The 23,110-nt window shown below is 43.8% G+C and carries 21 protein-coding genes; 9 read left to right on the forward strand and 12 right to left on the reverse strand.

What is annotated here, in order from left to right; all coding sequences use genetic code 11:
- Positions 1 to 64: 64 nt before the first annotated feature.
- From ribA to nrfB, 8 genes are all read right to left on the reverse strand, one after another.
- Entirely contained in the window at positions 65 to 661 is a 597-nt protein-coding gene (ribA, locus tag BCT34_RS11800; RefSeq protein ID WP_076654852.1) for a GTP cyclohydrolase II, read from the reverse strand.
- A gap of 249 nt (positions 662 to 910) precedes the next feature.
- Positions 911 to 1,087 (reverse strand): hypothetical protein, encoded by a 177-nt coding sequence (locus BCT34_RS24425; RefSeq protein ID WP_017632056.1) that lies wholly within the window; start codon positions 1,085 to 1,087, stop codon positions 911 to 913.
- An 89-nt stretch (positions 1,088 to 1,176) separates the two neighbouring features.
- On the reverse strand, positions 1,177 to 1,617 hold the full coding sequence (gene nrfF / locus BCT34_RS11805) for a heme lyase NrfEFG subunit NrfF (protein WP_076654851.1): 441 nt from the start codon (positions 1,615 to 1,617) through the stop codon (positions 1,177 to 1,179).
- Complete coding sequence (locus BCT34_RS11810) at positions 1,614 to 2,168, reverse strand: DsbE family thiol:disulfide interchange protein (protein ID WP_076654850.1); 555 nt, start codon at positions 2,166 to 2,168, stop codon at positions 1,614 to 1,616. The genes nrfF and BCT34_RS11810 overlap by 4 nt, the downstream gene beginning before the upstream one ends.
- The gene (locus BCT34_RS11815) at positions 2,149 to 4,065 is read right to left on the reverse strand and encodes a heme lyase CcmF/NrfE family subunit (protein ID WP_076654849.1); all 1,917 of its coding nucleotides are present in this window, start codon (positions 4,063 to 4,065) and stop codon (positions 2,149 to 2,151) included. The genes BCT34_RS11810 and BCT34_RS11815 overlap by 20 nt, the downstream gene beginning before the upstream one ends.
- A 128-nt stretch (positions 4,066 to 4,193) precedes the next feature.
- Positions 4,194 to 5,168: a cytochrome c nitrite reductase subunit NrfD gene (nrfD, locus tag BCT34_RS11820; RefSeq protein ID WP_076654848.1), complete on the reverse strand. Its 975-nt coding sequence runs from the start codon at positions 5,166 to 5,168 to the stop codon at positions 4,194 to 4,196.
- Positions 5,169 to 5,170: 2 nt separating this feature from the next.
- On the reverse strand, positions 5,171 to 5,857 hold the full coding sequence (nrfC, locus tag BCT34_RS11825; RefSeq protein WP_076654847.1) for a cytochrome c nitrite reductase Fe-S protein: 687 nt from the start codon (positions 5,855 to 5,857) through the stop codon (positions 5,171 to 5,173).
- 3 nt (positions 5,858 to 5,860) lie between these two features.
- Complete coding sequence (nrfB, locus tag BCT34_RS11830; RefSeq protein ID WP_008222036.1) at positions 5,861 to 6,445, reverse strand: cytochrome c nitrite reductase pentaheme subunit; 585 nt, start codon at positions 6,443 to 6,445, stop codon at positions 5,861 to 5,863.
- Between the two features lie 481 nt (positions 6,446 to 6,926).
- Between nrfB and nrfA the strand changes: the two genes are divergently transcribed.
- Together nrfA and BCT34_RS11840 are read left to right on the forward strand one after the other, a co-directional pair.
- Positions 6,927 to 8,357 (forward strand): ammonia-forming nitrite reductase cytochrome c552 subunit, encoded by a 1,431-nt coding sequence (nrfA, locus tag BCT34_RS11835; RefSeq protein ID WP_174571155.1) that lies wholly within the window; start codon positions 6,927 to 6,929, stop codon positions 8,355 to 8,357.
- A gap of 126 nt (positions 8,358 to 8,483) precedes the next feature.
- Complete coding sequence (locus BCT34_RS11840) at positions 8,484 to 8,828, forward strand: rhodanese-like domain-containing protein (protein WP_076654845.1); 345 nt, start codon at positions 8,484 to 8,486, stop codon at positions 8,826 to 8,828.
- Positions 8,829 to 8,932: 104 nt separating this feature from the next.
- Here the strand turns inward: BCT34_RS11840 and BCT34_RS11845 are convergent, their stop codons facing one another.
- Both BCT34_RS11845 and gyrA read right to left on the reverse strand, forming a co-directional pair.
- Positions 8,933 to 9,562: a tetratricopeptide repeat protein gene (locus BCT34_RS11845; protein ID WP_076654844.1), complete on the reverse strand. Its 630-nt coding sequence runs from the start codon at positions 9,560 to 9,562 to the stop codon at positions 8,933 to 8,935.
- Between the two features lie 199 nt (positions 9,563 to 9,761).
- Entirely contained in the window at positions 9,762 to 12,422 is a 2,661-nt protein-coding gene (gyrA, locus tag BCT34_RS11850; RefSeq protein WP_076654843.1) for a DNA topoisomerase (ATP-hydrolyzing) subunit A, read from the reverse strand.
- Between the two features lie 258 nt (positions 12,423 to 12,680).
- Between gyrA and ubiG the strand changes: the two genes are divergently transcribed.
- From ubiG to yfaE, 4 genes are all read left to right on the forward strand, one after another.
- Complete coding sequence (gene ubiG / locus BCT34_RS11855) at positions 12,681 to 13,427, forward strand: bifunctional 2-polyprenyl-6-hydroxyphenol methylase/3-demethylubiquinol 3-O-methyltransferase UbiG (protein ID WP_076654842.1); 747 nt, start codon at positions 12,681 to 12,683, stop codon at positions 13,425 to 13,427.
- A 517-nt stretch (positions 13,428 to 13,944) separates the two neighbouring features.
- Entirely contained in the window at positions 13,945 to 16,227 is a 2,283-nt protein-coding gene (gene nrdA, locus BCT34_RS11860) for a class 1a ribonucleoside-diphosphate reductase subunit alpha (RefSeq protein ID WP_076654840.1), read from the forward strand.
- Between the two features lie 103 nt (positions 16,228 to 16,330).
- Complete coding sequence (gene nrdB / locus BCT34_RS11865; RefSeq protein ID WP_048664730.1) at positions 16,331 to 17,464, forward strand: class Ia ribonucleoside-diphosphate reductase subunit beta; 1,134 nt, start codon at positions 16,331 to 16,333, stop codon at positions 17,462 to 17,464.
- Entirely contained in the window at positions 17,464 to 17,742 is a 279-nt protein-coding gene (gene yfaE, locus BCT34_RS11870; protein ID WP_008222053.1) for a class I ribonucleotide reductase maintenance protein YfaE, read from the forward strand. Before nrdB ends, yfaE begins: the two co-directional genes overlap by 1 nt.
- Before the next feature lie 160 nt (positions 17,743 to 17,902).
- Here yfaE and napF read toward each other — a convergent pair whose 3' ends face one another.
- Positions 17,903 to 18,418 (reverse strand): ferredoxin-type protein NapF, encoded by a 516-nt coding sequence (napF, locus tag BCT34_RS11875; protein WP_076654839.1) that lies wholly within the window; start codon positions 18,416 to 18,418, stop codon positions 17,903 to 17,905.
- Entirely contained in the window at positions 18,418 to 18,984 is a 567-nt protein-coding gene (locus tag BCT34_RS11880) for a molecular chaperone (RefSeq protein ID WP_076654838.1), read from the reverse strand. The genes napF and BCT34_RS11880 overlap by 1 nt, the downstream gene beginning before the upstream one ends.
- 198 nt (positions 18,985 to 19,182) lie before the next feature.
- On the opposite strand from BCT34_RS11880, the gene BCT34_RS11885 reads away from it, so the two are divergent.
- The 3 genes from BCT34_RS11885 to BCT34_RS11895 are packed head-to-tail and all read left to right on the forward strand — an operon-like array spanning position 19,183 to position 23,100.
- The gene (locus BCT34_RS11885) at positions 19,183 to 21,621 is read left to right on the forward strand and encodes a DmsA/YnfE/YnfF family dimethyl sulfoxide reductase (protein ID WP_076654837.1); all 2,439 of its coding nucleotides are present in this window, start codon (positions 19,183 to 19,185) and stop codon (positions 21,619 to 21,621) included.
- Between the two features lie 11 nt (positions 21,622 to 21,632).
- Positions 21,633 to 22,253 carry a DMSO/selenate family reductase complex B subunit gene (locus BCT34_RS11890; RefSeq protein WP_076654836.1) on the forward strand — a complete coding sequence of 207 codons (621 nt, stop codon included), beginning with the start codon at positions 21,633 to 21,635 and terminating at the stop codon, positions 22,251 to 22,253.
- 1 nt (position 22,254) lies between these two features.
- On the forward strand, positions 22,255 to 23,100 hold the full coding sequence (locus tag BCT34_RS11895) for a DmsC/YnfH family molybdoenzyme membrane anchor subunit (protein ID WP_076654835.1): 846 nt from the start codon (positions 22,255 to 22,257) through the stop codon (positions 23,098 to 23,100).
- Positions 23,101 to 23,110 lie beyond the last annotated feature (10 nt).

The raw sequence follows: 23,110 nt of genomic DNA on the forward strand, positions 1-23,110 counted from the left end.
AAAAAAACCTCACATTTGTGAGGTCTTTGAACATTTTTGTGTTAAGCGCAACAAAGAAGACTAATCAGATATCCAGATTATGCTTACCATGTGAGACTTTCGCCTTCAGGTAGCTTTCATTACCTGACTTGATATGAGCAGAAGTATTCACCACTTCTTCAATTTCAATACCAAAGGATTTCAGCTCGTTGATCTTCTTAGGGTTGTTGGTTACTAAACGGATTCTTGTGGTGCCTAAAGCACGTAGCATTTCAGCGGCTTCAGTAAAATCACGTAAGTCATCGCCAAAACCTAGGTGGTTATTGGCTTCATAGGTGTTCATACCTTCGCTTTGCAGGCGGTACGCATCGATTTTATTGTACAAACCAATACCACGTCCCTCTTGGCGTAAGTAAAGAATCACACCGCCTGTTTCACCCATAATTCTAATGGTTTCGTCTAGCTGCTCGCCACAGTCACATCGAGAAGAATGGAAAACATCACCAGTAAGACACTCAGAGTGCATACGAACAAGAGGTATGTCTTGTGTTTTGTCTGCTGATTTAAATATCACAGCAACATGCTCTTTATCTGTTTTCAACCCATGAAAAGACAGAAGTTCAGCATCGATACTGCTTGTTGCCCCTACTTTGAAATCTATTCTGGCACGTACTTCCGCCATAGCTATACTCACTTGAAAATTCGATGTATTTAACGACACTACATTATATGTCTAGGCAATATTTTGTAGCTAACTATCTAATGATAGACACTATGAGGCTGTTAACAATTTTTTTCAAGGTCGACTACGCACAAATTGTTATAATATAACAATTAATTTTCAAGTAAGAAAAAACCCCACATTGGAATGACCAACATGGGGTTATAAATTAAACAGTTGCGGCTAAAGTGACACTTTTTTACAGAACGCTCAACTTACTTGAGTTTGCTTCCAGATGACAAGTTGCACCCAAGCATTCTCTAATTCGGTTAACTCTTCTTGAGTTAGCGTAGAAATGCTCGACTTAGCACTGTATCTCTCTGCCCATTTGTCTGACTGGACACGAGTATGGAACTCTTTCTTTAAATTTGAGATTACGTTATCCACAGATACATCCTTATATAGCAGTGCTTAGCCTTTATAATCGGTTAATGTTACAAAATACAGGTCAATTGGTAAACACTAATACATAATTTTTATGAGCTCTTCCTAACACTTTTTACTGATAGATATATAAATAATAAAAATAACACGCTTGGTAGCAACCAAAGTAATAGATTTGAAACCTTCATTGCGGGTTTATAAAGTACGAACTCACCAAACCTTTCTGTCATATATTGAGTAATATCACTGTTACTCTTTCCTGCTTTCACCATATTGAATACAACAAGGCGCAAGTCTTTTGCTATCGGAGAGTTGGATTCAATCAGATTTTGGTTTTGGCATTGCGGACAACGTAGCGTTTTTGCCAACGTAATAGCGCGCTGCTGCTGTTCTGGATTTTCAAACTCAAACAGTTCAACTTGAATACTCGTGTCCTTATTACTGGCTGTAAACAGATCTTCTGCCAAAGTCGGAAAACTAATAACCACAAGCGTAGACAGCACAACGAGTGCTTGTATTAAAGGCTTCATCATCCATTCGCACCATCAAAATACATCGCAAGTTCTTCTTGCCACACGGATTCGTTGATCACGCCCAGTAACTTCTTAATGATTTGGCCGTCAGCGTCGACCAGATACGTTTCAGGAGTACCGATTACGCCGAGCTCTAACGCTAGCTTACCTTGAGGATCACTGATCACAGTTAAGTACGGATTACCGTCGCTCGACAACACATTAATTGCTGCGCCTGAATTATCTCGATAATTGAGCCCAACAATTGGAATACCTTTGGCGTGAAGTTTGAGCAAAAAAGAATGCTCAGTTTTACATATGCCGCACCACGAAGCCCATACATTAACCAATTGGTAAGGATGCTGAGTGATATCAGACAACGTAATTTCCTGTTTGCCGCTGATGTCTTCACTATTCGCTAACGCAGTAGATATGAATTCTGGAAATGCCCTTTTCTGCTCCGACACAGTTGTCGATTGTTGTTTATTATTGAGCGCAAAGGCGAACCCCAACACCACAACAAATGCCAATACAATTAACGTGATGAGCTTGTTACGAACGCTGGTATGCATACTGTGACGCCTTAACGGTTTTCTTTTTACGATGAGTCAATGAAAGTAAAGCGCCGAGAATGGAGAACAACCCACCAAACCAGATCCAGCGCGCATACGACTTGTACTGAACTCGAAATGCGTAGGCGGTAGAATCGACCTTCTCGCCCATGGTGATATAAACATCACCATGCCAGAACCATTTCATAGCAGGCTCACTCATGTTCATGACTCGAACTTGGTAGTGTCTTCTTTCTGGCGCGATAGAAAAGCTTTTCTCATTAGTGTTTAAGCTTAGTATCGCCTTCTCTGCGGTAAAATTTGAGGCGACATAAAGCTCAGTATCGCGATGAGAAAGCGTCCAGTCCATGAATTTCACTTGTGCGCCAGGGCTTAGTTTATAACTGCGCTCAAACGAGTGATAGCTATTCATTGCAGCACCTACGGCGAGTACCGCAACCCCTACATGAGCAAAGGTCATCACCCAGACTTTGCGTTGGAACTTGGAACTGCGCGTCACCACTAAGCCATAAACATGGGTCAGTAACACCCAGAACGCGAGTGACCATGTTATCAGCACCATCACATGGATCTTCTCGACTTGTAAAACATAACAGGCAAACCCGAGACAAGTAGACACTAGAGCGATTAATGTAATAACGCCTTTCGACGCATGAGGCTTGATACTGAGCAGCGGGGCAAGGCCAACAACGCCCATTGCGAACAAAGCCAACGGTGCTATTAGCAGGTTAAAGTAAGGTGCGCCGACTGAAATGTTACCCAGTCCAAGAAGCTCGAATACCATTGGATAGAAAGTACCAAACACCACGACAGCCGTCGCCAAAACAAAAACAAGTACCGCAACGAGGCTCAAAAAGCTCTTACTGGCGAAACTGGTAATCGGGCTTGATTCGAAAGACTCCCCTCGAACAATAAGCAGAGAAAATGAGCTCACCAGTACCAACACCAATATGAGCAGTAGTGCGATGCCTTTAGTTGGGTCGACAGCGAAAGCGTGTACCGATGTTAGTACACCAGAACGCACAATAAAGGTGCCTAAGATACTCAAACAAAACGTAAGGAAAGCAAGGCTAAGAGACCACTTAAGGAGCTGTTGCTTACCCTTTGCAACACCTAGGCTGTGCAATAAAGCGGTCGAAGTGAGCCACGGTAATAAGCTGGCATTTTCAACAGGATCCCAGAACCACCAGCCGCCCCAACCTAATTCGTAATATGCCCACCAAGAACCAAGAATGATCCCTGCGGTTAAAAAGATCCAAGCGACCAAACACCAACTGCGACAATGGGTAACCCAATCAAACTCAATAGGATCAACTAGTAAAGCGGCAACAGCAAATGCTAGCACCACAGAAAAGCCGACATAACCAAGATAAAGCAACGGCGGGTGAAAAATCAGACCGACATCTTGCAGCATTGGGTTAAGGTCACGTCCTTCTAACGGCAATGTCGAGTTCATTTCAAATGGGTTTGATGCGAACAACGTAAACCAAGCAAATATCGCAAGCAGCAGATTCATCACCCACAACACACGGCTTTGGTATTCATCCGAATAGTGTTTTTGTAAAGCGATAACGCCAGACCAGACGCTGATCGTCAGTACCCAAAATAACAAAGAACCCTCATGACCTGCCCATACGGCTGCAAGCTTAAAAAATGAGGGTAATTGAGTATTTGAATGTTCAGCGACATAGAGGACAGAAAAGTCATCACTGACAAAAGCATAACCAAGCAACGCGACAGAAGTGAGAGAAAACAACGCGCTGGAAAGAGAAAAACTGCGAATTAAACTTAGATTTTGCACCTGTTTATTTAGCATTTGGTAAAACGAATACACACCAATAATGCTACTGAGCACAGCAACCAATACTAAACTAAACAGCCCCAAAGAACCGACCATATCACCTCAATAAGGCTCCGCTAGAGCAGAGCCGATCTGAACACGCATCTCATGTTTACTAAAAGCATGTTCATTAATAAGCAGATGTTTAGTATCCGACATCTGCCCATTAATAAACTTGAGCAAAATTAAGCTATCGTTAACTGCCCTGCATAAAGGACAAAAGTTCGCAGCATTAATACGCCCATTAGACTTAGCGAAGTCACGGAGAAAATATACACCGAGCTATGGCGGATTGAGGTTGGTGTAACGGCATTCAGCAACAACGGTAAAATCATTCCGACACCAATCACGCCATACCAGAACCAACTCGCCCAGAAACCACTACCAATTGCGTTCCATACGGCTTGTTCACTTTGACCACCTGCGAAGATAAGCCCAGTAAAGAAGGTAATAAGAACAAACAACTCAAACATCACAACCGGACGTTCGAATCCGTGGATCCATGAAATACTCGGGCTATGAGGCGATTCTTTAAAGACCAATACACCAAATAAAATACACGCCGCCGCTCCCGAAGATAAGCTCGAGAATAAGAACAATATCGGCAACACTGGGTTGTTTAATAGTGGGAAGGTGTTTAAAGCTGACAGTAAGAATCCGGTGTAAGCAGCAAGCATCAGAGCAAGAACCGCTAAGAATATTTCCAAAGCATTCTCAAACGTTTCTAATTTGCCAATCCAGTTACCAACGAAATCGAGTCGTCCTTTCAGCCATGCTTGGTCATTTAAAAATACGACGATTTGATCTCTAAATATAATGCCAATCCAAAGGAATAAGATCACCATATACACTTGGAATAAGATCACACCCATCGACATCACAGACGTTGGATTATAGAAGATCATGATCTTCCAAAAGGATAACGGTTTGGTCAGGTGGAAAACCAAGATCAACAGACCTGAAATGATCCCAAAGGGCGCAAGAAAAGCCGTAGCCGTTAACACACCATTATGAGCAGGATCGCCTTCAATGACCTTACGCTTTAAGTAAATAGAGATCATTACGGCACCCGCCGACATCCCCGCGAGAAATAGATAGATTGCGATAATCCAGTCCCATACCACGGTACCAGACTGAAAAGCTGTGTCCCATGCACTCATAATCAAATCTCCCCTTTTTGGTGTGGCACTTTATAAAGTTTTGGTTGAGTACCGAGATAAGCTTTATCTCTGTAAACCACCTCAGATTTAAGCACCTGGTTTATCTCACTCTTAGGGTCATTTAGATCGCCAAATACCAGCGCATTGGTTGGGCAAGATTCGACACAAGCCGGTAACTTCCCTTGTGCAAGATTGGTGTCACGACAGAAGTTACATTTATCTGCGGATTTATTCTCTGGATGGAAGAAGCGCACTTGATATGGGCAAGCTAGCAGGCAATAACCACAACCGACGCACTTCTCTTTGTGTACATCAACAATGCCAGTTTTTTCATCTTTGTAGGCAGCCCCTGTTGGGCAAACCATCACACAGGGTGCATTATCACAATGTTGGCAAGAGTTACGAGTGAAACGGTAATCAACATTTGGATATTCGCCTTGAGGCTCGCTCTTAATAATTTCTAATCGCGATACGCCTTCAGGCACTTTGTTCACTTCACGACATGCTTCTGTACAAGCAGTACAACCAATACACGCGGTTTCGTCATGAATCATTCCATAACGCTTAGCACCATCTTCTTGAACATTGGCCAATGTTTTACGGCTTGTCACCGCCGCCGTTCCCGCAACACCTGTGGTGAAGATAACAGCGCCAGCGCCAGCCAAAAAGTTTCTTCTTGAGCAGCTCATAGATTACTCCCCTTCTTTCTTCTGGTTGAAGTCTGAATGGCAATCCACACACAGCTTGATGGTTTGCTTCTTATCTAAGCCAAGCACCTTCGCTTCACTCGCATGAACATCGTGGCAGTTTGAACACGTTAAGTTTTGTGCGTGAACATCGTGAGTCCAACTTGCTTCGCGCAGATCATCAGGCTTATGACAATCTATACATTGGCTATTGGCATCTAAGATTAAGCTAGGATCGAGGAAAACCTTTTCAGTTCCAGGTTGTGATTGAGCCGCACGATATTTCACCACTTCAGGTGCACCATCACGGTGATCGGGGCCTATAGAGGAGTGACAATCGGTACAGTTAACTTCACGACCAAGCAAAGCGTGCGCACTCTCACCGTGTGAACCAAACACCGTTTCTTTTGAATCTTTATGGCATTGAACACACTTGTAATCTTTGTCACGTATCAATTCGACTTCATGTCTTGTTGATTCCCCTACTGGCGTTACAGCAGGCTCAGCAACAGCATGAATGGAATAACCATAGAGGCAGAATGCTAGAAGGGATTTAAGCATTATGACTATGGCCAATTTAATATTGCCCATTTTATCCTTTCCTTATACCGGCATTATTTAACTCTCAACTAAATAATATTCCGGTTAAACAAAAGTACCCTTAAACGATATTATTACCGTTTAAATGATATCAATTCTTATTTTGGATAAGCCACAACGCTTTCTATATTTAGAATATACCCCTAATTGGGTAATACGAAATTTGAATGGTTTAATATGTGAACGTAATCACCCTATTTATCACAAGGAGATAGTAAGTAATTACTTGTTATATATGATAATAATTCTCAATTGGATTTTGATAACTCGCATCAACAATACCCCTTTAGGGGTATATAAACTTCAACGTGATTGAAGTCACTACCATTAATTGATCTGGGACAAGCTATATCCAACACGTAACAAAATGTGTTTGTTTATGAATTAATATAAACAGGAATTCTCCAGTTCTTAATTTGAATAGCAAACTCACAACGCTTGGTATAAAAATCAGTATATTGGAGATATCACTGTGAAAAAGCATTGGATACGTAATTCCGTCACAGCACTATTAATGGTTAGCGCATCACTTGCGAGCGCGACCAGTTTTGCTGCGTCTGAACAAAAAGAAATTGGCGATCCTCGTAACGACCAGTTCGAGCAAAACCACCCTGATCAATATCACTCATGGAGACAAACCTCAGAAAGCGAAACAATTGAGGATGCACTAAAAGAAGATCCAAACATGGTTATCATGTGGGCTGGCTATGGCTTTGCAAAAGACTATAACAAAGCACGCGGCCACTTTTATGCTATCGATGATGTAAGACAAACGCTTCGTACTGGCGGACCTACCGACGAAAACTCAGGCCCTATGCCAATGGCATGTTGGAGCTGTAAAAGCCCAGACGTAGCTCGTGTTATCGAAGAACGTGGTGAAGACGGTTACTTTGAAGGCAAATGGGCACGCCTTGGCAACGAAATTGTTAACCCTATTGGCTGTGCTGACTGTCACGACACACAAAGCGAAGGCTTTAAAAACGGTGAACCTGCACTGAAGGTCACTCGTCCTTATGTTGAACGTGCATTCGATGCGATTGGTAAAAACTTTGAAGAACAAGGCCGCTTTGACCAACAAGCGTCTGTTTGTGCTCAGTGTCACGTAGAGTACTACTTCACAGGTCCAACAAAAGGCGTGAAGTTCCCTTGGGACAAAGGGACCCGAGTTGAACAAATGGAAGAGTACTACGACGATATCGGCTTTAAAGATTGGACACATAAAGTATCTAAAGCACCGATGCTAAAAGCTCAGCACCCTGGTTACGAAACGTGGCGTGAAGGTATTCACGGTAAGAACAATGTCGCTTGTGTTGACTGTCATATGCCTAAAGTCACCAAAGAAGATGGCACCGTTTATACCGACCATAAAGTAGGTAACCCGTTTGACCGCTTCGAAGATACCTGTGCTAACTGTCATACTCAATCTAAAGAGACCATGCGTAACATCGTTTCAAGCCGTAAAGCGCAAGTACTCAACATGAAGCTTACTGCTGAGAAACAAATCGTTGCCGCTCACTTTGAAGCGGGCGCAGCATGGGAAGCGGGTGCAACCGAGCAAGAGATGGAACCTATCCTACTGGATATCCGCCATGCTCAATGGCGCTGGGACTATGCAATCGCATCTCATGGTGTTCATATGCATGCACCTGAAGTCGCTTTAGAAGTCCTAGGAACTGCTGTTGACCGCGCGGCCGATGCTCGTACTAAGATTATTCGTCTACTAGCGAAGAAAGGCATCACTGAGTCAATCGAGATTCCAGACATTTCGACCAAAGAAGCTGCTCAAAAAGCGCTTGGAATGGACATGGATAAGATGAACGCTGAGAAACAACACTTCTTAGATACAGTTGTTCCTAAGTGGGAAGAGCAAGCTGAAAAGCGTGAAGCCAGCTACGAATACTAGTTACTTCAATTAGACCATTACGTAAAAACCAGTCACACTATTATGGTGTGGCTGGTTTTTTTAGGTTTTGAGGGAATACACATCAATACCTACCTCCGATCCACTCGCCAATTCAAGGAATAAACAATGAAAACCTTATTTTCGCTTTCAGCACTATGTATCGCACTACTCAGTTCAGGCGTTTACGCTTCTGAGCGAGCTGAGACAGGGTGGGAATTGATTGAGAAAGGCGCATTAGTTGTTGATGTCAGAACACCCGCAGAATTTGAACAAGGGCATCTAGACAACGCCATCAACTACCCTCTTTCGGAAGTAGCGACTCACTTCGCTAAGATAGATAAAGACCAACCGATCGTCTTGTATTGCCGCAGTGGGAATCGCTCAGGACAAGCCTATCAATTCTTGCGAGCTCAAGGATTCACTCAAATCCATAACGCAGGTGGTTTAAGTGAAATGCAAGAAAGCCAATAGCCTGAGAGACTAATGGCTCTAAGGGCTGAACGCTCTAAAGGCACACCGTTTCAAAGGCAAACCACTTCAAAAGCTAACCTGGAAGAACTGTCTGTTGACCAAGCCTAGCGGATCATCTGTTTGGCTTGGTTGATCGAGTGGATAATCGAGACGCGATCAATCCCCTTTTGATTGGAATCTAGGATTTGAGTCCATGCATCAATCGCTTGTTGATAGCGCATACTAATGAAGTGATCCGTCGCAATCAGCATCAATGCAGTTCGATCATTGGGATCAAGTTGCATCGAGTGTTCCAATAATGCATTCACGTCATCGTTCATGGCTTGAGAACTAAGATAGTAAAGTGCCGTTGCTTTGGCAGCATAGAGGCCTGAAGGTGCTTGAGGATCTAATCGAATCGCGTAATCGTAACAGGTGAACGCTGCATCAAATTCCCCTTTCTGCATATACACACCACCAAGCTTAAACCACAAGTTGGATTGATTTGGATCTTGTTTGAGGCTTTGCTGCAGTTCGTCTTCGAAATCTGTTGTCGTGTAACGATTACTATCATCCAAAGGCTGTTCAGGTATCTCTTGTTTCAGTTGAGACCAAACAAGCACACTCAAAGTTACAGCAACAAGCGAAATCACTACATTGCTTCTCAGGTGACTGCTGTTTTTGTTCGCCGCGATGACGACCACAATCAAAAACAGGCTCATTAGTACCAACGCAATCAACAACCAGATGTCCATTCCACACTCCTTTCTATTCACTCCCTACTCTATCGCTTTCAACTCACCTCTATATTGATCAAGGTTTAGCTATCGAGATTTTAGCGAACACAACTTAGCTATTAAGTCATATCAAACTCTACAAATAACAGGTAATAAAAAACCGAGCACTTAGGCTCGGTTTTTCAATAGTAAGCTTAATTACTTAACGTAATAGAGATTACTCAGCGTCTTGTTCGCTATCATTTTCAGAGTCAGAAGCATCTGATGCTTGCTCTTCACTTGATTCAGAAACTTCAGCGTTGATAGTTTCAGCATTTGCTTCTACAGCTTCGCCTTCTACAATCTCAGCTTCTTCTACTTCGTCGATACGTTGTAGACCTACAACATTCTCGTCTTCAGAAGTACGAATCAGTGTTACACCTTGAGTGTTACGACCAACTTGGCTTACTTCCGCTACGCGAGTACGTACTAGCGTACCTGCGTCGGTGATCATCATCATTTCATCGCCTTCTTCAACTTGAACAGCACCAACAACTGGGCCATTACGTTCAGAGACTTTGATAGATACTACACCTTGCGTTGCACGGCCTTTCGTTGGGTATTCAGCTAGTTCAGTACGCTTACCGTAACCGTTTTGAGTCACAGTTAGGATATCGCCTTCGTTTGAAGGAACAATCAGTGAAACCACTTGATCGTCTTCTGGAAGCTTCATACCACGAACACCAGAGGCAGTACGGCCCATTGCACGTACTTTGTCCTCGTTAAAGCGAACAACTTTGCCCGATTTAGAGAACAGCATGATGTCGCTATCACCGTTAGTGATGTCAACGCCAATCAGTGAATCGTCGTCACGTAGGTTAACTGCGATTAGGCCGTTAGCACGTACGTTTGCGAATTGATCCAGTGATGTCTTCTTAACTGTACCGTCACCCGTTGCCATGAAGATGAATTTCTCGTTAGAGAACTCAGAAACAGGCAGGATAGCCGTAATACGCTCACCTTCTTCTAGAGGAAGAATGTTCACGATAGGCTTACCACGAGCAGTTCGACTCGCTAATGGTAGTTGGTAAACTTTCAGACGGTATGTCTTACCACGCGTAGAGAAACATAGAATGTTATCGTGAGTATTAGCAACAAGCAGACGCTCAATGTAATCCTCATCTTTCATCTTAGTTGCACTCTTACCTTTACCACCACGACGTTGAGATTCGTAGTCGCTTAGGATTTGGTACTTAACGTAACCTGCGTTAGAAAGCGTTACTACAACGTCTTCTTGAGCAATCAGCTCTTCCATGTCGATGTCATGAACTGCCGCTGTGATTTCTGTACGACGCTCGTCGCCATAGATTTCACGTACCGCTTCAAGTTCTTCACGGATAACTTCCATCAAACGCTCAGTGCTTGCAAGAATGTGCATTAGCTCAGCGATTTCTTCTAGAAGTGCTTTGTACTCGTCTAGAATCTTCTCGTGCTCAAGGCCAGTTAGGCGGTGAAGACGAAGTTCTAGAATAGCTTGTGCTTGTGTTTCCGTTAGGAAGTATTGGCCATCGCGGATGCCGTATTGGTCTTCCAACCAATCAGGACGAGCCGCATCAGTACCAGCACGCTCAAGCATTGAAGCAACGTTACCAAGGTCCCAACCGCGTGCAACTAAGCCAGCTTTTGCTTCTGCTGGTGTTGGAGCGTTACGGATAAGCTCGATGATTTCGTCGATGTTAGCAAGTGCTAGAGACAATGCTTCAAGGATGTGTGCACGATCGCGCGCTTTCTTCAGTTCGAAGATAGTACGACGTGTCACAACTTCGCGACGGTGGTCTACGAAGCACTTAAGCATGTCTTTGATGTTGAACAACTGTGGTTGACCGTTATTCAACGCAACCATGTTGATACCGAAAGTCGTTTGCAGTTGAGTTTGAGCGTATAGGTTGTTTAGAACCACTTCGCCTACTGCATCACGCTTACATTCAATAACAATACGCATACCATCTTTATCAGATTCGTCACGTAGAGCACTGATGCCTTCTACTTTCTTATCTTTAACCAGTTCAGCAATCTTCTCGATCAAACGAGCTTTGTTTACTTGGTAAGGGATCTCAGTAACGATAATGGTTTCTTTACCATTCTTCTCTACTTCGATATCCGCTTTTGAACGCATGTAAACCTTACCGCGGCCAGTCTTATAAGCATCAACGATGCCTTTACGACCACTGATAAGTGCTGCTGTTGGGAAGTCAGGACCAGGAATGTAGTCCATTAGCTCATCAATAGTGATCTCTTCATTATTGATGTAAGCCAAACAGCCATCAACAACTTCACCAAGGTTATGTGGTGGAATGTTGGTAGCCATACCTACTGCGATACCAGAAGCACCGTTTACCAATAGGTTAGGAATTTTTGTAGGAAGTACTGCTGGAATTTGTTCTGTACCATCGTAGTTCGGTACGTAATCCACAGTTTCCTTATCAAGGTCAGCCAGTAACTCGTGCGCAATTTTCGCCATACGAACTTCGGTATAACGCATTGCAGCCGCGGAGTCGCCATCGATAGAACCAAAGTTACCTTGGCCATCAACTAGCATGTAACGCAGCGAGAACGGTTGAGCCATACGTACAATAGTATCGTATACAGCGCTATCACCATGCGGGTGATATTTACCGATTACATCACCTACTACACGAGCAGACTTTTTATATGGTTTGTTCCAATCATTACCTAGTACATTCATCGCGAACAAAACGCGGCGGTGTACTGGCTTTAGGCCATCACGCACATCTGGAAGGGCACGACCAACGATGACGGACATCGCGTAGTCTAGGTATGAACCTCTAAGCTCATCTTCAATATTTACGGGCGTGATCTCTTTCGCTAGATCGCTCATAGAGCCATTTTCCCTCTATAGTCAGATCGTATTTTTGAATACGTATAAGACCGAAAAATATAACACAAATTTACCTACGGAGGCATCACTTTCCCTCTCCTTTTACCATCTTGTGACCCTTGTAGCCAATCAATTGATGAGAAATTGCACCTCCGCATCATATCTTGCTGAAACATGGTCACTTTACATCCAATAAACTAGCAAAATTGTAGATCTTCTGGTCAGCACGAAAAGGCAAGTTATAATGCCTGCAATTTCATGGATGCATTATTTAACTTGGAAATGCCGATTATGACTAAATCACAAAACGTAGACCCAGCAGAAATCAAGAAATTCGAAGACATGGCGTCGCGCTGGTGGGATCTAGAAGGCGAGTTTAAGCCGCTACATCAAATCAACCCACTGCGTCTGAATTACGTGTTGGAGAAAACCGAAGGCCTGTTTGGTAAGAAAGTTCTCGATGTTGGCTGCGGCGGCGGTATTTTAGCGGAAAGTATGGCTGTTGAAGGTGCGGTAGTGACTGGCCTAGACATGGGTAAAGAGCCGCTAGAAGTAGCACGCCTTCACGCATTAGAAACGGGTACCAAGCTGGATTACATTCAGAGCACTATCGAAGACCACGCAGAACAGAACCCACAGGCTTACGATGTGGTAACGTGCATGGAAATGCTTGAGCATGTTCCTGACCCACAATCTGTTATCACGGCATGTTCAAAGTTAGTGAAACCGGGCGGCCATGTCTTCTTCTCTACATTAAATCGCAACTTCAAATCTTACTTGTTTGCGATTGTTGGTGCAGAAAAGCTCTTGAAGATTGTTCCAGAAGGCACTCATGAACATGAGAAGTTCATCCGCCCAGCCGAACTTATCAAGATGATAGATAACACACCGCTGCAAGAATTAGGCATTACAGGCTTGCACTACAACCCGTTAACGGACACTTACCGTTTAGGCACAAATGTAGACGTAAACTACATCGTCCACACTCAAAATTTTGCCCAATAACGACTCGTATTTCTAGCAGTCGCCCTACCGTAAAATTTTTTATAAAAAAGACAAATGAAAAGAGTTGCAATTACCATAAGTTTGCGACTTTTTTCAGTCTAAATTTCGTGCGCCAGCTTCCATTTTGACCATCTCGATTTAAATTTAATCGCCCAAAATCCATCGCTCATTTTGCTCAAAGATCAAGGGATTTTTTTTTATGGGCGTGCAAAAATAAAGCATGATTAAAACCCGACTTTTATACAATCAAGTCACATCTAACCTCATCAGTTAGTGGTCACTTACAGTTTTTTTTCAATCCACCACTTATCCACAAGCAACCCCATTTCTTTACCTTGAAAAATATCAGTTGTAGCACTATCTTGTAACCCAACAAACAAATGACCCCTATATGTTGTGTTTGAACTACAATATATGGGTAGACCAAGATCACAAAGCCGAGACGTAATTTACAAAAATTACACAGAAATACACAAAAACACGGCCTTGTTCAGTTTTGTTAGGGAAATTAAGCAGAATGAACCAACAACTTACTGTTACCAAGCGTAACGGGCGCAAAGAAACGATCGATCTAGAGAAAATCCATCGCGTGATTACATGGGCAGCTGAAGGCTTGCACAACGTTTCTGTATCACAAGTAGAATTGAAAGCTCACATTCAGTTTTACGATGGCATTACCACTACTGACATTCATGAAACAATCATCAAGTCAGCAGCGGATTTAATCTCTGAAGATACTCCTGATTACCAATATCTAGCAGCACGTCTGTCTGTATTCCACCTACGTAAAAAAGCGTACGGCGAATACGAGCCGCCTGCACTGTACGACCACGTTGCAAAACTGGTTGATATGGGTAAATACGATAGCCACCTAATGGAAGACTACTCGAAAGCTGAGTTCGACGAACTTGACGAGTACATCGACCATAAACGTGACTTAGACTTCTCTTACGCAGCGGTTAAGCAGCTTGAAGGTAAATACTTCGTGCAAAACCGTGTAACGAAAGAAATCTACGAGAGTGCTCAGTTCCTTTACATTTTAGTTGCTGCGTGTCTATTCGCTAAATACCCGAAATCGACTCGTCTTGACTACATCAAACGTTTTTACGACGCATCGTCTACGTTTAAGATTTCTCTGCCTACACCGATCATGTCTGGTGTACGTACGCCTACTCGTCAATTCAGTTCTTGTGTACTGATCGAGTGTGGTGACAGCCTTGATTCAATCAACGCAACAGCAAGCTCAATTGTTCGTTACGTATCTCAACGTGCTGGTATTGGTATCAACGCGGGTCGTATCCGTGCGCTTGGTTCTGAAATCCGTAATGGTGAAGCGTTCCACACTGGCTGTATCCCTTTCTACAAATACTTCCAAACAGCAGTAAAATGTTGTTCTCAAGGTGGTGTTCGTGGTGGTGCTGCAACCGTGTTCTACCCACTATGGCACGGTGAAGTTCAGTCTCTATTAGTACTGAAAAATAACCGCGGCGTTGAAGAGAACCGTGTTCGTCACATGGATTACGGTGTACAGCTGAACAAGCTTATGTACTCTCGTCTAGTTCAAGGTGGCAACATCAGCCTGTTCTCACCTTCAGATGTACCTGGCCTTTACGATGCGTTCTTCGAAAACCAAGACCGTTTTGAAGAGCTATACGTTAAGTACGAAAACGATCCTTCAGTGAAGCGTGAAACAGTAAAAGCTGTTGAGCTATTCTCTCTGCTAATGCAAGAGCGTGCTTCTACTGGCCGTATCTACATTCAGAACGTTGACCACTGTAATACACACAGCCCGTTCGATTCTGAAGTAGCTCCTGTTCGTCAATCGAACCTATGTTTAGAAATCGCGCTACCAACTAAGCCGCTTTCTAACGTAGAAGATGACGAAGGCGAAATTGCACTATGTACGCTTTCAGCATTTAACCTTGGCGCAATCAATGAACTAGACGACCTAGCAGAGCTTTCTGAGTTGGTTGTTCGTGCACTAGACGCACTTCTTGATTACCAAGACTACCCGCTTCCAGCTGCATACAAGTCGACTATGAACCGTCGTACTTTAGGTGTTGGTGTAATCAACTACGCATACTACCTAGCGAAGAATGGTGTTAAGTACTCTGATGGCAGCGCGAATGGCCTGACTCACCGTACTTTTGAAGCAATTCAATACCACTTGCTAAAAGCGTCTGTTGAATTAGCGAAAGAGCAAGGTCGTTGCCCATCTTTCCACGAGACCAACTACGCGAAAGGCCTACTGCCAATCGATACTTACAAAAAAGATATCGACTTAGTATGTGAAGAGCCACTGCACTACGATTGGGACTCTCTACGTGAAGAGATCATGGAGCACGGTCTGCGTAACTCTACGCTCACAGCGCTTATGCCTTCTGAGACATCGTCTCAAATCTCGAACGCGACTAACGGTATCGAGCCACCACGTGGTTACGTGTCAGTGAAAGCTTCGAAAGACGGTATCCTCAAGCAAGTGGTTCCAGATTTCCTAAATCTTAAAGAGAACTACGAGCTACTTTGGAACATTGGTTCTAACGACGGTTACCTACACCTAGTGGGTATCATGCAAAAATTCGTTGACCAAGCTATCTCTGCAAACACTAACTATGATCCAAGTGTTTACGATAGCGGTAAAGTACCAATGAAGAAGCTGCTTCAAGACCTACTAACAGCGTACAAGTACGGTGTTAAGACGCTTTACTACCATAACACTCGTGATGGTGCTAAAGATGACCAAGGCGATGCAGTTCAAGTGCCGGAAGAAGATTGTGAAGGCGGCGGTTGTAAGATCTAAACCGCAATAAATATTAAGACCCCAGAGGAGAGTTATCTTCTCTGGGTTTAAAGCATTAACAGGGTCCGTTTTATGACGGGTCTTTAAAGGATTTGAGGCATTTATGGCTTACAGTACTTTTTCTCAGCAAAAAAATGACCAATTAAAAGAACCAATGTTCTTGGGTCAGTCGGTAAACGTTGCACGTTACGACCAACAAAAATTCGAAATCTTCGAAAAGCTTATCGAGAAGCAGCTTTCTTTCTTCTGGCGTCCAGAAGAAGTAGATGTGTCTAGTGACCGTATCGACTACAACAAGCTTCCTGAGCATGAAAAGCACATCTTCATCTCTAACTTGAAGTACCAAACACTCCTAGATTCTATCCAAGGCCGTAGCCCTAACGTTGCCCTACTTCCATTGGTATCTCTACCAGAAGTAGAAACTTGGATTGAGACATGGTCTTTCTCTGAAACGATTCACTCTCGTTCTTACACGCACATCATCCGTAACATCGTGAATGATCCAGGCGTAGTATTCGACGACATCGTTGAAAACGAAGAGATCCTAAAGCGTGCTAAAGACATCGCTTTCTACTACGACGACCTAATCAAGTTAACGGCTGACTACCACCGCTACGGTGAAGGCAACCACAGCATCAACGGCGAAGACGTTAAGATTTCACTTCACGACCTGAAGAAGAAACTTTACCTATGTCTAATGTCGGTAAACGCGCTAGAAGCGATTCGTTTCTACGTAAGTTTTGCTTGTTCATTTGCATTCGCTGAGCGTGAGCTAATGGAAGGTAACGCGAAGATCATCAAGCTAATCGCTCGTGATGAAGCACTTCACCTTACTGGTACACAGCACATGATCAACTTGCTACGTAACGGTCAAGACGATTTCGAATTCATGCAGATCGCTGAAGAGTGTAAGCAAGAGTGTTTCGACCTATTCAAAGAAGCAGCAGAGCAAGAGAAAGAGTGGGCAGAATACCTATTCAAAGATGGCTCTATGATTGGTCTAAACAAAGACATTCTTTGCCAATATGTTGAGTACATTACCAATATCCGTATGCAGGCTGTTGGTCTAGGTACCGCTTACCCAGAAGCAACGTCGAACCCAATTCCATGGATCAATGCTTGGTTATCTTCAGATAATGTTCAAGTTGCTCCACAAGAAGCAGAAATCAGTTCTTACCTAGTTGGTCAAATCGACAACGAAGTAAAAGCTGACGACTTTGAAGGATTTGAGCTGTAATGCCAACAATCAAAATCAACAAGCTGACTTCAATTGAATCTAACCCTTCAAACACGCTATTGGAAACAATGGAACAAGCTGGGTTAGAACCAGAATACAACTGCCGAGATGGCCATTGTGGCGCTTGCCGCTGCACGTTGGATTCTGGAGAGGTCGAGTATGTTGGTTTTGCTATGGCTTACACGCAAGGTAATGAGATATTGCCTTGTATCTGTAAAGCAAAATCTGATCTATCGCTGAGTAACGTTATTCATAGAAACAAGCAAAAACGCGCATAAGCCAACAGGTTTTAAGTCGCCTTGTTTGAATATCGTCAATAGAAATCAAAAAGGGTCCGCTTCCTCTAGGAATACGGACCCTTTTCTATTTATGTCTTTAGGGATCGGATGCCACTCGTCACGCACTCAACCAAAGCCTTGCCATTGGTTTATAACAAGTTTATTGCTGAGTAAGGTTAAGGGTCACTGAGCCAATATAACAAGCGCTTCGGCACTCTCCACAACCGTTACACTGGTCTTTGTCTACCGTAGGTAGCTCTCCCACTTCAATGTGTATTGCACCGGCTGAACACGCAGTTTGGCATGCCGAACAGTCCATTTGCATATAGTTATTACAGCTATCAGCAAAGCTAGGTTTTAGGTCAATGTAAGGCGTTACCGTTTGGTGAAGCGCACCAGTCGGACACACTTCACTGCACTTGTTACACATAGAACAACTGTTGTAATCCAAATTCAGCAGCACACTGCCCTCTAGCATCTCAATAACGCTATTCGGACATGCTTGCTCACACAGCCCACAACCGTCGCAGAGACGCTCAAACAGCACCTCATCGACCGCTCTTGGTGGCCTTGCATGCAAGCGTTGTGATATCTCTTCATAATTCGCGGCAGCTTTAACCGGTTTAGAAAGTCGAGTTAAGAAGCCACGTCTATTTGAATTTATTTGTTCAGACATTAATCGATATATAACTTTTTAGTAGCAACGTTTAAATTATATTCAGATGTTAAGTAATTAAACCAATTAACTACATCAACCGATAGTTTTTTATAAAAAGAAAGCTCTGATGCATTATTTAGTTTTTCCAAATAAACAGAAGACCAAGTTAATAAGTGCTCTTCGAGTAATTCATTTGCTGAATTGATATTGCTGTTTTCTAACAAATACGCATGAGCGAATAACATTAAACCAAATTGATCTTCCGGCTCTCTCAACCCCGTGTCTAATTCAATTTGATTTAATTCTAAAAACTGTCGGTATTCCACAGTTGACGCGCCAAACACCACACGGTCTTTATCAAGGTACACAGAGCCCCAAGGCGGAGCTGGCATGTCTCCAACGCCTTCAAACAGGCGGCTGAACTCTGCTGCGAGCGCATCTTCGTCTTCGCTTCTTAATGCCTGCAAGCAATCTTCAGAGAGTACTTCGCTCTCAACCAAAGCTTCGACAATGGTGATTAACTGTTCTTTACTTGTCGCTTGATAAAATAGCGAACCCAATAATTTATGCGTATCGATAATCATTATTATTTGCACCGTTATAGGTTTAAAGATAATTATATTAATTAACCCATTTCATTCTTTGATCTATTTTATACATTCAATTCATAATATTTAAATTTCGCTCTTATTTGATGCCAATCAATCAACAATCCGAAATAAAAAAATAAAGAACAAACTACCTATAAAGTGCTAGCTATCAATAGCAAAAGGCATCTTAGAATGACGAATAAGAAAGAATCTGGGGTAATGAATCTTACTCGAAGAGGCTTCATGAAAGCTTCTTCTGCGGTAGGTAGCGCTGCTGCACTCGCGGGCGGTATCGCTTTACCTTTCAAATCCAAACCAGTAGCGGCTGCGGTTGCTGAGAATGTGGATGAGAAAATCGTATGGAGTGCATGTACAGTAAACTGTGGCTCACGTTGCCCATTACGTATGCATGTACAAAACGGCGAAATCAAATACGTAGAAACAGACAACACAGGTACTGACGAATACGGTCATCACCAAGTTCGTGCGTGTCTGCGTGGTCGCTCTATGCGCCGCCGTGTTTACAACCCAGATCGCCTAAAATACCCAATGAAACGTGTGGGTAAACGTGGTGAAGGTAAGTTTAAGCGTATTAGCTGGGAAGAGGCTTATGATGAAGTCGCTGGCACCATGCAACGCCTTATCAAAGACTACGGTAACGACACCATCTACCTAAACTACGGTACAGGTACGCTTGGTGGTACGGTAACTAAATCTTGGCCACCAGCTCAAACGCTGATTGCTCGTCTAATGAACCTAAGTGGTGGTTACCTAAACCATTACGGTGACTACTCAACGGCACAAATCGCGAAAGGCTTGAGCTACACCTACGGCGGTTGGGCAAATAACAACTCTTTCTCTGATCTAGAGAACACAAAGCTTAACATCCAATTTGGTAACAACCCTGCCGAGACACGTATGTCTGGCGGCGGTCTGATCCACCACTACGTAGAAAGCAAAAACAAATCGAACGCGAGAACGATCATCATCGATCCACGTTACACCGATACTGCCGGTGGTCGTGAAGATCAATGGATCCCAATTCGTCCTTCTACAGATGCTGCATTGGTAGCAGGTCTTGCACACGTGATGATAACGGAAGACCTTGTCGACCAGCCATTCCTAGACAAGTACTGCGTAGGTTACGATGAGAAAACTCTGCCTGCATCAGCGCCTAAAAATAGCGACTACAAATCTTACATCCTAGGTTTAGGTGAAGATGGCGTAGAGAAGACACCAGAGTGGGCTTCTAAGATCACGGGCATTCCAGTTGATACTATCGTTAAACTTGGCCGTGAAATGGGTACAGCAAAGCCATGTGCTATCCACCAAGGTTGGGGCTTACAACGCACTGCGAATGGTGAGCTAGCGTGTCGCGCAATCGCGATGCTGTCGCTGCTAACCGGTTCTGTTGGTGTATCTGGCGGTTCTACCGGCGCTCGTGAAAGCGATATCAACATTCCGTTTGTTCGCTTCCCAACAGTGCCAAACCCAGTTGAAACGTCAATTTCAATGTTCATGTGGACAGACGCGATTTACCGTCACCATGAAATGACCGACATCACTGATGGTGTTCGCGGTGCAGAGCGCCTTAAGAACCCAATCAAGATGATCTGGAACTACGCAGGTAACTGCATCATCAACCAACACTCAGACATCAACAAGACGCACGCGATTCTTCAAGATGAAAGTGCGTGTGAAATGATTGTCGTGGTTGATAACCATATGACTTCTTCTGCAAAATACGCCGACATCATCTTGCCTGACTTAACAACGTCAGAGCAAGACGACTGGTGTATGGATGGTAAAGCATCGAATATGCCTTACTTCATCTACGCGCAGAAAGCGATCGAGCCTCAATTCGAAGCGAAATCTATCTACGAGATGTGTACTCAACTAGCTAAACGCATGGGCGTAGAAAAAGAGTTCACGGAAGGTCGTACGCAAGAGCAATGGATTGAGCACCTTTACGCTGAAACTCGTAAGAACGATCCAACACTGCCAACCTTCGAAGAGATGAAAGAGCTTGGTATCTACAAACGTAGCTACGACCATCACTACATCGCTTACGAAGATTTCCGCAAAGATCCTGAAGCAAACCCACTGACTACACCAAGTGGCAAGATCGAGATCTACTCAGAGCAACTGGCTGATATCGCGAAAACTTGGAAGCTAAAAGAAGACGAAGTGATTCACCCACTACCGATTTACGCGGACTCTTTTGAAGGTCATAACGATCCACTAGCAGAGAAGTACCCACTTCAGCTAACTGGTTTCCACTACAAAGCTCGTACTCACTCTACTTACGGTAACGTTGCAGAAATCAAAGCTGCGGCACCGCAAGAATTGTGGATCAACCCAATCGATGCAAAAGAACGTGGTATCGAAAGCGGCGACATGGTGAGTATTTTCAATGACCGTGGCGAAGTACACATTCCAGCGAAAGTGACACCAAGGATTCTTCCTCGAGTTGTCGCACTAGGCGAAGGTGCATGGTACGCACCGGATGGTCAGAAGATCGACCATGCAGGCTCTATTAACGTGCTGACCACTCAGCGCCCGAGCCCACTTGCTAAGGGTAACCCTCAGCATACAAACCTAGTTCAAATCAAAGCGCTAAAGAAAGCATAAGGTAGGTTGGAATGAAACAATACGGCTTTTACATTGATTCAAGTAAATGCACGGGTTGTAAAACCTGTCAGCTTGCTTGTAAAGATTATAACGATCTAGACATCAAAACGAACTACCGTCGCGTATACGAATACGCAGGTGGTGGCTTCACTCAAGATGGCGATACTTGGGTTCAGAAAGATGTCTTTTCTTACTACCTTTCTATCGCTTGTAACCACTGTACTAATCCTGAGTGTGTGAAAGTGTGTCCTTCGGGCGCTATGTATAAGCGTGATGAAGACGGCTTGGTTGTGGTTGATGAGAGTGTATGTATCGGTTGTCAGCACTGTAGCAATGCGTGTCCTTACGGCGCACCGCAATACAACGCTAAGAAAGGTCACATGACGAAATGCGACGGTTGCTACCAACGTGTTTCTGAAGGAAAACAGCCTATCTGTGTTGAGTCTTGCCCACTTCGTGCATTGGAGTTTGGTGAAATCAGCACACTTCGCGAGAAGTACGGCTCTGGTGCAGATGTGGCGCCACTGCCATCTTCAACAGAAACGCTACCAAACATCGTGATTAAGCTAAACAAAAACGCGAAGCCGACTGGCGATACCAGCGGTCACCTAGCAAACCCGAAGGAGGTGTAAGATGATTTTTCATGAGTGGTCTTTAATCTTCTTTACGGTACTGGCACAAACTGCGGTTGGTGGTTACTTACTTATTGGTGCTCGTGCACTGGTACTTGGTCATGGAGAAGAGAAACTAAACAGCTACAAGGTTCCAATGTTCATTCTGTGGGCATTAATGGGTCTTGGTTTTATGTTCTCGACAACTCACCTAGGTTCTCCATTGCGCGCGTTTAACGCTTTTAACCAACTAGGCTCAGCTTGGCTGTCTAACGAAGTATTCTTCGGTGCGGCATTCTTCGCGGTAGGTGGCCTTCAATGGTTACTGTCTGTGGTTAAGAAAGGTGGCGTTGCTATCCAGAAAGCACTGATGGTTGGCGCGATGGTATTGGGTGTTATCTTCATGTACGCGATGATCAACGTATACATGATCAACACAGTACCTACGTGGGACAACATCTACACGCCACTGAGCTTCATCATGACCATGGTTGTGGGCGGCTTGCTGCTATCTCAATTCGTGATTGTATTCGCAAACGACAGCCGCTTTACGGTTGACCGTAATATCACCATGCTTGCTATTATCGCAGTCGCTATCAGCTTGCTTGTGACAGTAGGAAAACTGAACCTAATCGGTGAGATCCAAACTTCAGCAGCAAAAGCGTCTGAGTTAGTCGATGGTTTAGGTAGCTATGTGATTCTTCAAGTGGCACTGCTAATGGCAAGCTTATTGATTTGGATTCTACCTATGCTGAACAAAGCAAAAGTGAACCCAGTTAACCTTAGCTTAGCATTAGTGCTGTTCTTGGCTTCAGAGTTAATCGGCCGTGGCTTGTTCTACAGCTTACATATGACAAGTGGTTTGTAATCAAGTTCTT

Source organism: Vibrio sp. 10N.261.45.E2 (assembly GCF_002875705.1).
GTDB lineage: Bacteria > Pseudomonadota > Gammaproteobacteria > Enterobacterales > Vibrionaceae > Vibrio.